Consider the following 15,145-nt stretch of genomic DNA (forward strand, 5'->3'; position numbering starts at 1 on the left):
ATTTAGTCACATACGGTTAAATCACTTGTTTATAAAACTTAATTCGAAACTGTGTACCCTTGTCGCTGCTGCTTGTCACATCGATCACTCCGTTCTGACTCGCAATGATGCTGTAAGCCATCGCAAGTCCGATGCCGATGCTCCCCTCGCTCGCATTTTTCCCTTTATAAAAACGTTTGAATATATACGGTAAATCTTCTTTTGGAATTCCTTTTCCGTTATCAGCAATGATAATTTCCGTAAATAGCGCATTTTCAGAAAAAGAAATGGCTATGAGTCCGCCATCATGCGTATGCTCGACGCCGTTTTTCAATATATTGATGAGCGCTTCAGCCGTCCATTTGAAATCACCGACAAAAGAGACGTTATCATCGCCCTTGATGGTTACCGTTTGGTCGTTGATTTCCATTGGGATCAACACCGGTTCTAATGCCTTTTGTATAAGCTCATTAACGAATACCTGATCTTCTTTGAACTGGATGGTCTTTTCCTCGATTTTCGATAGCTTTAATAAGGAAGAAACCAGCCAATCGATTCGTTCAAGCTGAATACCGATATTCCGGGTGAACTCCGTTCTTTTCGCTGGAGGCAGGTCCGGTTTGCTTAACAAATCCGCCATCACCGTCATGGAGGTAAGCGGCGTTTTAAGCTGATGAGAGATATCGGAAATGGCATCCGTTAGCCCCGTTTTGTCTCGCTGCAGAAGCGATCGCTGCTCTGATAGCATGAGCGTCACTTTATAAATATCATTCTTTAAAATGCTAAGCTCGCCTTCTTGATTATCGCGAGCGTCAAGTGAATAATTGCCGCTGCTAATTTCACGCAAATAGACGGACAGCTTTTCAAGTTCACGGTATCTCCATCTCGTGAATAACAGACTGCTTGCAATAAGTAAAATAGACATGATGAAAACAATCGTCGCAGCAGCAGACGAAATGAAAGCAGCGGCAACGACCCCCGTTAAACTGATTAAACCCATGATAAACAATAAAATTCGAATCTCTCGATTACGCAGCATCTAATCACCAACCTTATAACCTAAACCGCGTACCGTTTTGATCATCGTGGGATGCTGCGGATCATCCTCCAGCTTTTCCCTTAGCCTTTTGATATATACCGTTAGCGTATTGTCGTTCACGAAGTCGCCTGCTACGTCCCAAATCTGCTCCAAAAGCTGATTTCTTGAGAGAACTTGTCCAATATGGTTGCCAAATATCAACAATAAGCGATACTCCAAAGCGGTCAATGAAATTTCGGTGCCGTTCTTATACACTTTTCCTTCCAGCGTATTCATGCGAACCTGGTCCATGTTAATGATCCCTTGGGTCTGTGGCGACTTATGGTATCTCCGCAAGACGGACTTGATCCGCGAGAGAAGCTCGCGAATACGAAAAGGCTTTGTAATATAATCATCGGCTCCCATGTCAAGCCCCATCACGACATTGACCTCATCGTCGATCGCCGTTAAAAAGATGACCGGAATATCTCGTCGTTCTTTCACCATTTGGCACAATTCATAACCGCTTCCATCCGGAAGCGATAAATCAAATAAGCATAGAGCGAATTGATCTATATCTTCAGTGAGCACTTTTTTTGCAGATTCGACATCATAGCAAAGAACGGTAGAGAAGCGATCTTGCTGCAGCGAATATTCCAGCCCGGACGCAATCGTTTTATCATCTTCCACTAATAATATTTTCATCTGCAGATCATCTTTACGAACGACCATGAAGAAATAAGCCTCCTACATTCAAATGTCCGCTAGTTCAAGCTTAGCGGTCGTCAGGCATTTCAAAGCACACTCTTGATGTTATTCCCGATTAAAGATGTAGCTCACCCAACATTAACACGTTATCAGGAATCCTTGCAAAAAGCGATGGAACTGAAACCAGTCATATTATTAACCGACCTCTGTAGTTTACTGGCCAGGAAAAAATTAGCGTATAAAAAAAACGCTAAGCCTGTCAAGATTGAAGGCTTAGCGTTATATTCGTTAACATGTTTTCCGTCTCAACGCAAGATGCTTACCCAAGAACCAAACGATCATCCGACAGCTTATGGCCGCTAATCTGCTCAAATTCCCCGAGCAGCTGCTCCACCGTCAGAGATTTCTTGCGCTCTTCGTTTACATCCAGAATGATACGTCCTTTGTCCATCATAATGAGGCGATTGCCAAGACGGATGGCTTGCTCCATGTTATGCGTGACCATGAGCGTGGTCAGCTTCATGTCCCGCACGATGTCATCGGTAATCCGGGTAATCAGCTCCGCACGCGCCGGATCGAGCGCTGCCGTATGTTCATCCAGCAGCAGAATTTGCGGCTGCGTGAAGGTCGCCATCAGCAAGCTTAGTGCTTGACGCTCCCCTCCGGACAGCATCCCCACTTTGGCCCGAAGCCGATCCTCAAGACCAATGCCGAGACGTGCTAAATGATTGCGGAAACCCGCCCGCTTGGAGGCTGTAACGCCAATGCTGAGTCCACGGGACTGACCGCGGCGATGAGCCATCGCCAGATTCTCTTCAATGGTCATATGCGGCGCAGTGCCCGCCATCGGATCCTGAAATACCCGGCCGATCCAGCGGCTGCGACGAAATTCCGGCAAATGGCCGATCGAAGTGCCGTCAATGCGCACTTCACCCGCGTCCGGCTTCATTACCCCGGAAATAATATTCATCAGCGTGGACTTACCCGCACCATTACTTCCGATAACCGTTACGAAATCCCCCGGCTTCAAGTGAAGATTAACATCCATCAAGGCAATCTTCTCATCTACCGTTCCCGGATTAAACAGCTTGGACACACGGTTCATTTCCAGCATCAGAGCGCACCTCCTTTGGTCTTCCCTTGCGTAGCTAACAGTTCAGTCGAGCGCTTCCGTGCCTGTGAACGCTGTTTCATCGCCCGATTGATGGTCGGAACCACAAGAGCGATAATGACGATGATCGCGGTGATCAATTTTAAATCCGAAGCTTCGAGCCATTCAATCTCATAAGCAGCGGCAACAACAATCCGATAGATAATCGAACCGCAGACTACAGCCAGCGTCGTCCGGAATACCGAACCGGTCCCAAGAACGGCTTCGCCAATGATAACGGAAGCCAAACCGATCACAATCATACCGATGCCGGAACTGATGTCGGCAAAACTGGATTGCTGGGCCACCACGGCCCCGGATAAGGCCACCAGCCCGTTCGAGATGCTGAGCCCCAGAATGGTTGTGGTGTCCGTGTTCGCACCAAAGCTGCGGATCATCCGCTTGTTATCCCCTGTCGCGCGCAGTGCAAGACCAAGATCCGTACGGAAGAATGCATCCAGCAGCAGCTTGCCGATGATCACGATCACTAACATAATATAGATCGGATCGATCGATCCGAAGATAATTTTTTCCTGGCTTAGTGAGATGTTAGGCTTGCCCATAATTCTCATATTAATCGAGTACAGCGCAATCATCATAATAATACCTGAGAGCAAGCCATTGATCTTACCCTTGGTGTGCAGCAAGCCTGTACAGATACCGGCTAACATCCCTCCGGCAAGTGCAGCCAGCGTAGCAAGCCATGGATTTACGCCGTTTGTGATCAGAATCGCTGCAATCGCTGCGCCTGTCGTAAAACTTCCATCTACTGTCAAATCCGGAAAATCCAATATTCGGAACGTAATATATACACCGAGTGCCATCAGCGCATACAGCAGCCCCAATTCAATCGGACCATCCAGTTTCATCACGAAATCCAGCATGTCTTTGACCTCCTTAAGGATTAAGCAAGGCGCGGGCTGTTATCTCCGCGCCTTACAGTTACTCAATGATGTTGTTGTCCGGGTCTTTGACTTCCTGTTTCATGGCGTCGGTCACTTCAATTCCATATTCAGCCGCAACCTTCGTGTTCAAGATCAGATCCAGCTTATCCGGCTTCGTGATTTCCATGTCCCCCGGATTCTTGCCGTCCTTCAGGATCTCTACAGCCATCTGTCCCACTTGATATCCATGATCGTAGTACTTGAATCCAACCGTTGCAAAAGCCCCCTTCTCCACCGTATCGCGGTCGCTGGAGAAGAACGGAATTTTATTTTTTTGTGCCGTCTGGATTATCGTGTCAACACCACTTACTACGATGTTATCCAGCGTGATATAATAAGCATCCACTTTACCGACTAACGATTCTGCCGCCTGCTTTACTTCCGAGGTGTTGGTAACGGATGCTTTCACAAGCTCGATCCCGTGCTCAGCGAGCACCTCTTCAGCCGTTTTGGCCATGACAACCGCATTGGCTTCCCCTTCATTGATAACCAGACCAATCTTCTTTACATCAGGGAAATGGGTGCTGACAAAATCCATCAACTGCTTGGTAGCCTCAGGATTGGTATCCGATGCCCCGGTAATGTTGCCACCCGGCTTTTGCAAATCGCTGACCAGCTTCGCGTCAAGCGGGTCCGTCACTGCTGCGAACAAAACCGGCTTCTCCTTCTGATTATCTGCAACAGCCTGAGCCGATGGAGTCGCTATAGCGACGACCAGATCCGATTTCGTATCTTTCAGTTTCTGACCAATCGACAAGTTGTTGGCTGGATCCCCTTGTGCGTTGTTATAATCGAGCTTCAGGGTTTTATCATCCTCTGATATACCGGCATCCTTCAAAGCTGCCAAAATCCCTTCACGGGTTGCATCCAGGGACGGATGCTCAACATATTGCGAAATTGAGATGCTATACTCTTTCTTCTCCGCTTCTCCGCCGCTTCCCGTTTGAGTCGTACCTCCGCCTTCCGGCTTGTCCCCGCATCCTACAGCTGTAACCAGCAGTGCGGAGAGTGTAAGTGATAACCACATTTTTCTCTTCATCATGATCCCCCTCTCATTTGTTAACCGCTTCGTTCTTAAACCATAATTTTCTACATAAAGCGACAACGCTTCCCCGCTTTCATCGACGAAAGCATTAAAGTCAAAAAATAGGTCGTTCCAATTGAACAACGGTCTATTATGAACATTTTATATGTACCCAATTGTTTTCGTCAATCAAGATTTTATAAAGCGTGTAATGGTTTACATAAAGAACATCCCCGGACATTACACGCTCCCGGGGATGTCAGCTAAACGAAATATTATTTATATAGTAGAAAAAATTCGGAGCGTCTACAAAATGGACCGACCCTGCATCGTCGCTAGCCACGCTTCTGCCATGAGCGCATGACCTGCGGGGGAAGGATGAACACCGTCAGATGCCCAATAACTCATCTCTATCTTGGAGCTGGCTGCAGCAAAAATGCCGTCGAGCGGAACGTACAGCGTCTCAAATTCTCGCGATAATTCGCGAACAGCCTGAATTTTGGGATCCAGATCCTCCCGCCATTCCTTCTTCGCTTCCGTAACAGGCAGCAAGAACGGCTCCATAAGAATAAAATTCGCGCCGGTTAACTCGCGGGTTTGGATAAGCAGCTCACGATACCCTTCATAGTAGGCTTCCACGGACGTTGCTTCACCACGGTTATACTTCCTGCCGGTCTCGTTAATACCGACCAGGATGGATACCCATGTCGGATCCAGGTCAATGCAATCTTCCTCCCAGCGCCCCCGCAGATCGACGACCCGGTTACCGCTGATTCCGCGGTTTACAAAACGCAGCCTTTTCAAAGGCAGCTCCATACCAAGCCGGGCAGCAGCCATCAGCGCATATCCATGCCCCAAACTGTCCGACTCCTCGTAATTTCGCCCGCAATCGGTAATACTGTCGCCTTGAAACAATACGAGTGCATTTTGCTCGATATGTACCATGCTGTTCAACGCCTCCAATAATTGAAAGTGTTCTCAAGCTCACCCCTTCATCATAACCGCTTTCCTGCAATCGTGAAACCCCTTAAATTCACATATCATGGCAAACTTTCTATACATTTAAGTTGACTATGTGAAGTGAATTCACTACAATTCTATAGGTACACGTATGGCTGAATATATAAAAGAACAGGTGATTAAATCATGTCAGAGCAACAGAGCTATCAGATCCTTCTCTATTATAAATTTGTTCAAATCCCGGACCCTGAAGCGTTCAAAGACGAGCATCTGCAATACTGCAAAGATCTTGGACTCAAAGGACGTATCCTGGTTGCCTCCGAAGGCATCAATGGCACGGTATCCGGCACGATTGAACAAACTGAGCAATATATGCAGGATATGCACGCCAACCCGCTATTTGCGGACATGGTGTTTAAGATTGACCCTTCCGAAGGACATGCATTCAAAAAGATGTTTGTCCGTCACCGCGAAGAACTCGTTACTTTTCGTGTCGAGGATGAACTCGACCCCAACGTGATTAGCGGAAAACGCTTGTCGCCCCCGGAATTCTTTGAACACTTGCAGCGTGATGATGTCATCGTCATCGACGGGCGGAATGACTACGAATACGATATCGGCCACTTCCGCAATGCGATACGTCCAGAGGTGCAATCCTTCCGTGAGTTTCCGGATTGGATTCGCGAGAACCTGAGCGAGCACAAGGACAAAACCATCCTGACATACTGCACAGGCGGCATCCGCTGCGAGAAGCTGACCGGCTTTATGCTCAAGGAAGGTTTCAAAGACGTTGCCCAGCTTGACGGCGGCATTGTCACCTATGGTAAAGATCCTGAAGTCCAAGGCCGTCTGTTCGACGGGAAATGTTATGTATTTGATGAGCGTATTGCCGTGCCGATCAATCAAACGGACGAGGATGTCATCGTTGGTAAATGCCACCATTGCGGAAAGCCCGAAGACCGGTACATCAACTGCGACAATGACGCTTGCCACCTGCAGCATGTATGCTGCGAAGAGTGTGAGGAGCTTCATCATAGCTGCTGCTCTGCGGAGTGTGAAGAGATTGTTGCTGCAAGCCACAACGCTTCCTGAGCCAACCCAGCCATAGATGCTATAACCATTCGAAAGGGCAAGGTGCCAATCACTCGCGCCTTGCCCTTTTACTATACGATCTCGTCTACATCCAGACGTATTAAATATCATGGAAAACAGCCAGTTCAGCTTCGATAGCAGCTTTGATCTTCTCGACGCATTCTTCCGTCGTTGCCGCAAATACACGTTTACCATTCACCAGTGCATATGGTCGCAGCTTGCACAGACCACAAAGGTTCATGCAATCAGCCCGCAGGACAGCGATTTCGGGATACAATTCCTCAAGATGCTCAAGTTCCAAAGCACTCATCAAGTTGCTGTCGCATATTTCCACAACAACAATCCCCATCCCCATCTTCATCACCACTATTCAAATTTGACAATTCGTTCATTCATTATGAGGAAAACGCCCGCTTTTGTCAAATCGGTCTATGTGGAAGATCAATGAATGAGGGATTCCGCCCCATCAATGTAGATTTCAGTGCCGGTAATATGGGAAGCATCATCGGATGCAAGAAATGCTACAAGCTGGGCAACCTGCGAAGGCTGTCCCGGTCCATCTGCTAAGGGCTGATCACCTTCCGGATATTCAATCGGGATCGTCACCTCTTCCAGCTCTGGCTTCGCAATGGTGCTCTCATCAATGTTAGTGGCAATCGCGCCGGGGCAAATGGCATTCACCCGGATTTTATAACGTGCAAGCTCCAGAGCCGCCATCTTCATGAAAGCCACCTGCCCAGCCTTCGTGGTGCTGTATGCGGAGAAACCAAAGCCGGTAAACACCCGGTTGCCGTTGATGGAGCTGGTAATGATGATGCTGCCTCCATGCTCCTTCAAATAGGGAATCGCGTATTTAACCGTGGCAAACGTTCCTCTTAGATTGGTATTGATCGTAGCATCCCATTCATCCAGCTCCATGATCTCGATCGGGGCCTTGATCCCGTTGATCCCGGCGTTGGCAAACACGATATCAATCTTTCCCCACTTCTCGGCAGCCTGGCTAAAGCAAACCTTCAGCGATTCCGCTTTGGAGATGTCGCAGTTGCCGGTTAGCGCTTCGCCCCCGCCTTGTTCAATCGTTTGTTTAACCTTCTCCACGCGTTCACGATCAATATCGATCAACAGCAGTTTAGCTCCTTGCTCCGCCAAAAGAAGGGCTGCGGCCTGGCCGATTCCGGAACCAGCACCGGTAACGATGGCTACCTTACCATCCAAACGTTGATTTGTTGACATTGCCACAACCTCCTCGTTTAAGTTTTCCTGATTATAGATAACCCAACGAGTCCGTGTCTGAATCTTGGCTGCCTCGAGCTGTTATGATGAGTATATGTAAACAATCTCCTCTCTGCCCAAAATCTCCAATCCATAAAAAAGAAATCGCTCCCTGACTCATCATGGTAAACAGCTTACCACTCGAGCCCTAAGAACGATCTCTGATCTTTTGCTATCGATTACTTGTTCTTCCGCTATAGCTGGAATACCGCCGGTTTTACACATACCGGTTTGGATTGCGAGACTGTATATCCCGTAAAGGCAAGCTTGCCGTCTTCCGGATTCACATCAAACAATACAAGATTATTCCCGTCTCTATTGGCAACAACCATGAACTTGCCCCCAGGCATCAGCGTAAAATGACGCGGGTGCCCGCCTTCCGTCGAAATATATTGAACCGGACTTAAACGACCGGTATCTTCATGCACGGAGAATACAACAATGCTGTCATGTCCGCGGTTGGACCCGTATACCGTTTTGCCATCCGCAGACACGGCAATCTCGGCGCAGTAACTCTCCCCGTCAAAATCCGCAGGCAGTGTCGATATCGTTTCCAGTATTTCTAAACGGCCCTCGTTCAGGATGTAGCGAAGCACCGTGACACTGGAATTCAACTCGTTGATGACATAAGTGTATGCACCGCTTGGGTGGAACGCTAAATGACGGGGGCCTACGCCTGCTTCCAGATGGGTTTCGCCATGAAAGCTTAATTCCTGGGTATTCTCATTTACCGTGTAAGCGAGAATTTTGTCCAGTCCCAAGTCCTGTACGAACACATATTGACCATCCGGACTGTAGAACGCCGAATGCGCTCTGGATTGCTGATCATCCCGCACAGTTACGAGATCGGCATGTTTCTTCTCATCCAGCAGTTCACCGGCTTGTCCATCCTTACCGATCGGATGAAGACCTACCAAGCCTCCATGATAACTCGAAACAATCAGATACTTACTCGCTTCATCTCGCTGGATATGGCAAGTAGAGCTGCTCACACTGCGAACACGGTTCCGTTCGGTCAGCTTGCCGGCAATAGGGTCCACCTCAAAGCTGATAACCTCGCCAGCCTTACCGCCTTCCTCTGTAATTTCGCCAATAGCATATAAACGTCTTGCTTCCGGGTCTACGTTCAGAAAGGTTGGATTCTTAATGCCGGATACCTCATCAAGCAGCTTCATTTCGCCGCTATCCCCGTTAAATTCATATACGCATACTCCGCTTTGGTTGTTTTCCGCATACGCCCCTGTAAACAGCAGCGTACGTTGTGATGGATTCGCCATTATGCCTATCTCTCCTCTCGTTTATCTATAATGATCATGATTTATGTAATGGACTATCAGTTACCATGTTAACTTCAACCCCAATGAAAATCAAATGACTTGACATCGTATGCCTGTTTGTCTTTTGTCATACCGGGTATGTATGTATTATATCGACTGAAGGAGGTATTCCCATGAAACAACCGAACAGCGAGGAAGTACGCAATCAGCAGGATACGGAGAATGACTCTCAGGAACAAAGGGACAAGGTGAAGAAACATCAGGATGTGGAGCCTCAGGCTGAGAATTGGAACCCTCGGGATCTCCCCGATCCGAACGATAACCATAAATCAAAATCATAATCGCTTATATAAGAAGGCCGCATGGCAATGTCCATGCGGCCTTCTTATTATGAATATGTCGCAAAGCTTGGAAGATTAACCTTCCAAAAGCAGCGACTCTGGATCTTCAAGGAGCTCTTTAACCGTTACCAGGAAGCGAACCGCTTCGGAACCATCAACGATCCGATGATCATAAGACAATGCGATGTACATCATAGGACGATTCTCCATACGCTCAGCATCAATCGCTACCGGGCGAAGCTGGATTTTGTGCATGCCGAGGATACCCACCTGAGGCGTATTCAAGATCGGCGTAGACAACAGCGAGCCGAAGACGCCGCCATTCGTAATCGTAAATGTACCGCCTTGCAGCTCAGACAAGGACAGGGCATTATTACGAGCTTTCGCAGCCAGATTTCCGATTTCCTTCTCAATCTCTGCAAAGCCTAGACGATCTGCATCGCGCACGACCGGAACAACAAGTCCTTCTTTCGCGGACACCGCGATACCGATATCATAGAATTTCTTCACAACTATATCATCGCCATCGATCTCGGCATTCAGATGCGGGAACCTCTTCAACGCACCTACAACCGCTTTGGTGAAGAAGGACATGAAACCGAGGCCTACGTCATGCTTCTCTTGGAAAGCTTGCTTACGACGCTTGCGCACATCCAGGATCGCTGTCATATCCACTTCATTGAAGGTAGTCAGCATGGCAGCCGTATGCTGCGCTTCGACCAAACGATTCGCAATCGTTTGACGACGACGGGACATGCGAGTGCGTTCTACCGGCTTGCCATACTCAGCGGCCGGAGCTTGTGCTGCCGGTGCAGCTGTGGAAGCCGCGGGCTTGCTTGGTGCAGCAGGCTGCTTGGCTTCATTATGATTCTTCACATCATCATGGTAAATCCGACCGATTGGGTCGCGGCCCTGTACCTGGTCCAGATCAATCCCGCGTTCACGAGCCAGTTTGCGTGCGGATGGCGATGCAGTCAGACCCGCTCCTTCCTCGTTCTGAGCCGGTACCGGAGCTTGCGGCTTCGGTGCTTCTGCTGTTGGTGCCGGAGCAGCCTCCGTTTGCGCGGATGCAGGAGCTTCAGCCGCCTTCGCTGCCGGCGCGCTTGCAACGCCTTCCTGTGGAGAAATTTGACCGATGACTTCACCGATCGTTACATTCTCCCCTTCTTGACGAAGGATTTTTTCCACAACGCCTTCAGACTCTGCGCTAATCTCAAGATTAACCTTATCCGTTTCTAACTCGAGCAGGACATCACCGATGTTAACGCTATCCCCTTCTTTAACGTGCCATTTGAATATCGTTCCTTCGGTGATGGATTCGCCCATAGCTGGTACAGTAATTTCGCTCACAGCCGCTACCTCCCCAATGAGATCTCTTGATTTATAGTTTTACGATTAAGGGCAAAAGAAATGATGGTCTGTTGCTCATAAGCATGAACATCCTGATAGCCGCTAGCAGGGCTCGAACGCTCAGGACGTCCGCTGTAACGGACCTCTGTGCCTTTAGGTGCAATTTCACGAATTCTTGGTTCCATGAAGCTCCAGCTGCCCATGTTCTGAGGTTCTTCCTGAACCCACAGAATCTCTTTCAGGTTCGGATACTTCTGCAACACACGGGAAATTTCTTCTTTAGGGAATGGATACAGCTGTTCCACACGAAGAATATGAATCCAGGACTGATCCTGATCCTTCTGCTTATCCAGCGCGTCCTCCAAATCGATTGCAACTTTCCCCGAGCACAGAACAAGGCGCTCCACCTTCTTCGGTGATTGGCCAAGACCCGGCTGTTCCATCACTTTCTGGAAACCGCCCTCACTGAACGCGTTCACAGGCGATGCCACGCGCGGATTACGAATCAAGCTCTTCGGAGCCATAATCACCAGCGGTCTGGCATCTTCCGTTTCGGTCAAGGAAGCCTGTTTGCGCAGCAGATGGAAATACTGAGCAGCGGAAGTCAGATTCGCAACCGTCCAGTTGTCTTCTCCACTCAGCTGGAGGAAGCGTTCCAATCTTGCACTGGAGTGCTCAGGACCATTCCCTTCATACCCGTGAGGAAGCAGCATCACCAAGCTGGACTTCTGTCTCCACTTCGAGCGGCCGGCTGTGATGAACTGGTCAATGATTACCTGGGCACAGTTAACGAAATCGCCATACTGCGCTTCCCAGATAACCAAGGTCTCAGGAGAATACACATTGTAGCCATATTCAAATCCAACAACGGCTGCTTCGGTCAACGGGCTGTTATGGATCGCGAACGAAGCCTTAGCTTGCGGCAACCGGTGCAGCGGGCAGAAGGTCTCTCCATTAACCGCATCGTGAAGCACGAGGTTACGATGGGCAAACGTTGCACGTTCGGCATCCTGTCCCGTAATCCGGATCGGCTTGCCGTCTGCAAGAATCGTAGCGAAAGCCAGCGTTTCGGCATGGCCCCAGTCCACCTTCTCGCCCTCGTCGAGCGAGTTGCTGCGGCGCTCGAGAATACGTTGAAGCTTCGGATATACCGTAAAGCCTTCCGGCCACTGCAGGAGCTCGCGATTAATCCCGCGCAGCACTTCTGCAGATACATTCGTAGCTGCTTCCGTCTTGGATTTACCGTCCGTAGCGTTCAGTCCAAGCAGGATCTGATCAACAGGATCCTTCGACTTCACGCTCTCGTAAGAATTCTTCAGGACCTCCAGAACGCTATTCTTAATACCGTCCACTTGTTCTTGGGTCAGAATGTTTCCATCCACCAGTTTCTTCATATAAATCGTGCTGACGGTTGGATGGTTCTTTACCTTTTGATAGATCAGCGGCTGGGTTGTTTCCGGATCATCGGTTTCGTTATGGCCATATTTCCGGTAACCGACAAGATCAATCAGAATGCTCTTCTTGAACTTGTTGCGGTAATCGCTGGCTAGACGGGCAACCGCGATGCATGCTTCCGGATCATCCGCGTTCACGTGGATAATCGGAATCTCATATCCTTTCGCCAAATCACTTGCATAATGAGTGGATCTGGAATCCCTGCCTTCTGTCGTAAATCCAATACGGTTATTCACGATAATATGAATCGATCCGCCCGTACGGAATGCCGGCAGTTTATTAAAGTTCAAGGTTTCCGGCACGATCCCTTCGCCAGGGAACGCGGAATCACCATGAATCTGAATACTCAGCGCTTTGTTTACATCCTGTTTCGGATAACCCGCTTCACTGCGATCCTCCTGAGCAGCACGAGCAAAGCCCTCTACCACCGGATTGACATACTCCAGGTGACTCGGGTTGTTTGCAAGGGTAATACGAACCTGACGTGCTTCATCCTTCTTCAGATAACGGTCCGCGCCCAAATGATACTTCACGTCACCTGTCCAGCCATAGTTAATGCCCATGGAGCCTTCGGATGGAACGAGATGTTTATTCGGAGAGTGCATGAACTCCGAGAAAATCTTGCTGTAGTCCTTGCCCAGTACATGAGCGAGGACGTTCAAGCGACCGCGGTGTGCCATCCCCACGAGAATGGAATTGACATCCACTTCGGCCATTTGGCGAACAATCTCGTCAAGCAGCGGTACAAGTGCTTCGTTGCCCTCAACCGAGAAGCGTTTCGCACCTACGAACGTGCGGTGCAGGAATTCCTCGAATTGCTCGGCCTCAAGCAGCTTTTTCAAAAGCCCCTTGCGCTCTTCTACGCTCATGGCGGACAAATAACGTCCCGATTCGGCCTGCTGGTTGAGCCATTTGCGTTCTTCTTCATCGTGAACATGGCTAAATTCATAGGCAATGGAGCCTGTATATAGTTGTAACAGCCGCTGGATTGCCTCTAAGCCATTCTTGATATCGCTAGGAGCCTCCTCCCAGACGATCTCTGCAGGCAGGGCTGCCAAATCCGCTTGGCTGAGTTGGTAGCTTTCTGGTTGAAGCAGACGCGTGTCAGCTTCGTTTCCAATTCCAATCGGATCAATGTCGGCGGCTAGATGACCGTAGGTTCTAATGTTCCATACCAGTTTGCCGGCAGCTACCCCTTTTTTCAGTAATTGCGGGTCGTAGCTAACACCTTGTCCCTGCGAATCCGCTTTCTTTTCATTGTTTTCCAAAGATGGAGGCGGTCCCCAGCTGGCGAACAGCTCACGGTATCCTGGCTCCACAGATTGCGGGTCTTGCAAAAACTTCTCATACTGATCTTGAATGTACCCCAAGTTCGGACCGTGATATTTCTGCCAAGGTCCATCTGTCATTCTGTCAAGGGTCTTCATCGCTGACTCCCTCCGTCAGATTATTTTGATTGCTCAAGGACGGAATTTCTAATTTTACATTTTTACATACTGCATTTTACATTAAATAAACGTTTTCTTACGATTACATTATAATACATTTGGCCTCAATACCGAAAATACCCTTTATATATAATAATGATCTCAGAAACAGATGAATTTGCGTCAATTTATTGACGATTTGTCCATGAACCACCCAATTCTCTGTATAGTGTTCCAATTAAAGTCATTTATCTGAAAAAATATCCACTTCCAGCCAGTCCATCTGCCGCAGAGGTTCAGGTCCGGTATCCATCCCCATCAGCTGGAGAAGCTGTTTGGCATTATCGGAAGCATCGCCACCCGAATTGTTATTGAATATGATCCAGCACTGCTTCGACTTCTCAAGCAATTGCTCTATCCATGCCTTCCACTGCTCCAATTCCTCTAAGCTGTAACGGTATAAATATCGCACCTCCCGCCAGTTGGGCTGACCGCTGGAGTGCCACCCTTCGGCGTTACGTCCATGCATCCGGATCATCACAGCCTCTGTGCTCGTTGTCTCAAGCACGACCGGTACGGATCCTATGCCTGCTTGCGGCTCGTCGGCTATGCTGTGAATCCAGCCCTCGCTTCGCATAAACTCAAGCGTCTTCTCCCGAAACTCCGGCGCATACCAGCTCTGATGCCGAAATTCCAGGGCTATAGGCACATCCTTCATCCACTCCCGCGTACGCTTCAGAATGTCCACGTGTTTGCGTTCGCACCCGAACCAGGGCGGGTATTGAAAAAGAACGGTCCTTAATTTGTGCGCAGCCCGCAATTCCTCAACTGACGTGAGCAAATAATCAAACATACTTTTGACGCTAGGATATCTGTCCTTGCCCTGGTCGCGTGCATGACCTGTCATGCCTTGATATGCTTTTACAATAAAACCGAAGTGGTCTGGGACGGCAGCTGCCCACTTATTCATTTGTTCCGGTGACGGTATGGCATAGAACGAATTGTCCATCTCCACGATGGGAAAATGCCGGCTGTACATTTCCAGCCTGTCCGAAGGCCTCGCTCCTTCATCATACAACTTGTCATGATCTCCCCATCCGGACAGGCCCACCTGAATCACATGCTCATGCTTTTCTTCCTTTAACATA

14 protein-coding genes are annotated in these 15,145 nt (G+C 48.9%); 2 read left to right on the forward strand and 12 right to left on the reverse strand.

The genetic code is table 11. The annotated features are described in order from the left end of the window. Window positions 1-16 precede the first annotated feature (16 nt). The 6 genes from ACQKPA_RS01360 to ACQKPA_RS01385 form a co-directional block, all read right to left on the reverse strand. Window positions 17-1,018 carry a sensor histidine kinase gene (locus ACQKPA_RS01360; protein WP_427488774.1) on the reverse strand — a complete coding sequence of 334 codons (1,002 nt, stop codon included), beginning with the start codon at window positions 1,016-1,018 and terminating at the stop codon, window positions 17-19. Then, entirely contained in the window at window positions 1,019-1,702 is a 684-nt protein-coding gene (locus tag ACQKPA_RS01365; protein WP_427490219.1) for a response regulator transcription factor, read from the reverse strand. Between the two features lie 322 nt (window positions 1,703-2,024). Then, a complete protein-coding gene (locus tag ACQKPA_RS01370) occupies window positions 2,025-2,819 on the reverse strand; it encodes an ABC transporter ATP-binding protein (RefSeq protein ID WP_427488776.1) in 795 nt (264 codons plus the stop codon). Beyond that, window positions 2,819-3,739 (reverse strand): ABC transporter permease, encoded by a 921-nt coding sequence (locus ACQKPA_RS01375; protein WP_427488778.1) that lies wholly within the window; start codon window positions 3,737-3,739, stop codon window positions 2,819-2,821. Before ACQKPA_RS01375 ends, ACQKPA_RS01370 begins: the two co-directional genes overlap by 1 nt. A gap of 58 nt (window positions 3,740-3,797) precedes the next feature. After that, entirely contained in the window at window positions 3,798-4,838 is a 1,041-nt protein-coding gene (locus ACQKPA_RS01380) for an ABC transporter substrate-binding protein (RefSeq protein ID WP_427490220.1), read from the reverse strand. A gap of 291 nt (window positions 4,839-5,129) precedes the next feature. After that, window positions 5,130-5,768, reverse strand: coding sequence for an SGNH/GDSL hydrolase family protein (locus ACQKPA_RS01385; protein WP_076322084.1), 639 nt, complete (start codon window positions 5,766-5,768; stop codon window positions 5,130-5,132). A gap of 201 nt (window positions 5,769-5,969) precedes the next feature. On the opposite strand from ACQKPA_RS01385, the gene ACQKPA_RS01390 reads away from it, so the two are divergent. Beyond that, entirely contained in the window at window positions 5,970-6,875 is a 906-nt protein-coding gene (locus tag ACQKPA_RS01390; RefSeq protein WP_427488781.1) for a rhodanese-related sulfurtransferase, read from the forward strand. Window positions 6,876-6,975: 100 nt separating this feature from the next. Here the strand turns inward: ACQKPA_RS01390 and ACQKPA_RS01395 are convergent, their stop codons facing one another. The 3 genes from ACQKPA_RS01395 to ACQKPA_RS01405 all read right to left on the reverse strand — a co-directional run bounded on the left by ACQKPA_RS01395 (window position 6,976) and on the right by ACQKPA_RS01405 (window position 9,424). Then, window positions 6,976-7,224 carry a DUF1450 domain-containing protein gene (locus tag ACQKPA_RS01395; RefSeq protein WP_015736210.1) on the reverse strand — a complete coding sequence of 83 codons (249 nt, stop codon included), beginning with the start codon at window positions 7,222-7,224 and terminating at the stop codon, window positions 6,976-6,978. Between the two features lie 92 nt (window positions 7,225-7,316). Beyond that, window positions 7,317-8,108, reverse strand: coding sequence for an SDR family oxidoreductase (locus tag ACQKPA_RS01400; protein WP_427488783.1), 792 nt, complete (start codon window positions 8,106-8,108; stop codon window positions 7,317-7,319). A gap of 233 nt (window positions 8,109-8,341) precedes the next feature. After that, a complete protein-coding gene (locus ACQKPA_RS01405; protein ID WP_427488785.1) occupies window positions 8,342-9,424 on the reverse strand; it encodes a lactonase family protein in 1,083 nt (360 codons plus the stop codon). A gap of 173 nt (window positions 9,425-9,597) precedes the next feature. On the opposite strand from ACQKPA_RS01405, the gene ACQKPA_RS01410 reads away from it, so the two are divergent. Further along, window positions 9,598-9,765 (forward strand): hypothetical protein, encoded by a 168-nt coding sequence (locus ACQKPA_RS01410; RefSeq protein WP_165789659.1) that lies wholly within the window; start codon window positions 9,598-9,600, stop codon window positions 9,763-9,765. 75 nt (window positions 9,766-9,840) lie between these two features. On the opposite strand, the gene odhB is transcribed toward ACQKPA_RS01410, so the two are convergent. From odhB to ACQKPA_RS01425, 3 genes are all read right to left on the reverse strand, one after another. After that, window positions 9,841-11,115, reverse strand: a complete 1,275-nt coding sequence (odhB, locus tag ACQKPA_RS01415) for a 2-oxoglutarate dehydrogenase complex dihydrolipoyllysine-residue succinyltransferase (protein ID WP_427488787.1) — start codon at window positions 11,113-11,115, stop codon at window positions 9,841-9,843. Window positions 11,116-11,120: 5 nt separating this feature from the next. Then, the gene (locus tag ACQKPA_RS01420; RefSeq protein ID WP_427488789.1) at window positions 11,121-13,997 is read right to left on the reverse strand and encodes a 2-oxoglutarate dehydrogenase E1 component; all 2,877 of its coding nucleotides are present in this window, start codon (window positions 13,995-13,997) and stop codon (window positions 11,121-11,123) included. 244 nt (window positions 13,998-14,241) lie between these two features. Continuing rightward, entirely contained in the window at window positions 14,242-15,144 is a 903-nt protein-coding gene (locus ACQKPA_RS01425; RefSeq protein WP_427488791.1) for a DUF72 domain-containing protein, read from the reverse strand. Between the last annotated feature and the right edge of the window lies 1 nt (window position 15,145).

Source organism: Paenibacillus sp. NPDC093718 (assembly GCF_050279985.1).
GTDB lineage: Bacteria > Bacillota > Bacilli > Paenibacillales > Paenibacillaceae > Paenibacillus_AQ.

Excerpts from the sequence above, each read along its gene's own strand:
- ACQKPA_RS01425 (WP_427488791.1), bottom strand. The coding sequence starts at position 15,144 with ATGTTAAAGGAAGAAAAGCATGAGCATGTGATTCAGGTGGGCCTGTCC.
- ACQKPA_RS01405 (WP_427488785.1), bottom strand. The coding sequence starts at position 9,424 with ATGGCGAATCCATCACAACGTACGCTGCTGTTTACAGGGGCGTATGCG.
- ACQKPA_RS01365 (WP_427490219.1), bottom strand. The coding sequence starts at position 1,702 with ATGAAAATATTATTAGTGGAAGATGATAAAACGATTGCGTCCGGGCTG.
- ACQKPA_RS01370 (WP_427488776.1), bottom strand. The coding sequence starts at position 2,819 with ATGCTGGAAATGAACCGTGTGTCCAAGCTGTTTAATCCGGGAACGGTA.
- ACQKPA_RS01385 (WP_076322084.1), bottom strand. The coding sequence starts at position 5,768 with ATGGTACATATCGAGCAAAATGCACTCGTATTGTTTCAAGGCGACAGT.
- ACQKPA_RS01380 (WP_427490220.1), bottom strand. The coding sequence starts at position 4,838 with ATGAAGAGAAAAATGTGGTTATCACTTACACTCTCCGCACTGCTGGTT.
- ACQKPA_RS01410 (WP_165789659.1), top strand. The coding sequence starts at position 9,598 with ATGAAACAACCGAACAGCGAGGAAGTACGCAATCAGCAGGATACGGAG.
- ACQKPA_RS01375 (WP_427488778.1), bottom strand. The coding sequence starts at position 3,739 with ATGCTGGATTTCGTGATGAAACTGGATGGTCCGATTGAATTGGGGCTG.
- ACQKPA_RS01390 (WP_427488781.1), top strand. The coding sequence starts at position 5,970 with ATGTCAGAGCAACAGAGCTATCAGATCCTTCTCTATTATAAATTTGTT.
- ACQKPA_RS01395 (WP_015736210.1), bottom strand. The coding sequence starts at position 7,224 with ATGGGGATTGTTGTTGTGGAAATATGCGACAGCAACTTGATGAGTGCT.
- ACQKPA_RS01420 (WP_427488789.1), bottom strand. The coding sequence starts at position 13,997 with ATGAAGACCCTTGACAGAATGACAGATGGACCTTGGCAGAAATATCAC.
- ACQKPA_RS01400 (WP_427488783.1), bottom strand. The coding sequence starts at position 8,108 with ATGTCAACAAATCAACGTTTGGATGGTAAGGTAGCCATCGTTACCGGT.
- ACQKPA_RS01360 (WP_427488774.1), bottom strand. The coding sequence starts at position 1,018 with ATGCTGCGTAATCGAGAGATTCGAATTTTATTGTTTATCATGGGTTTA.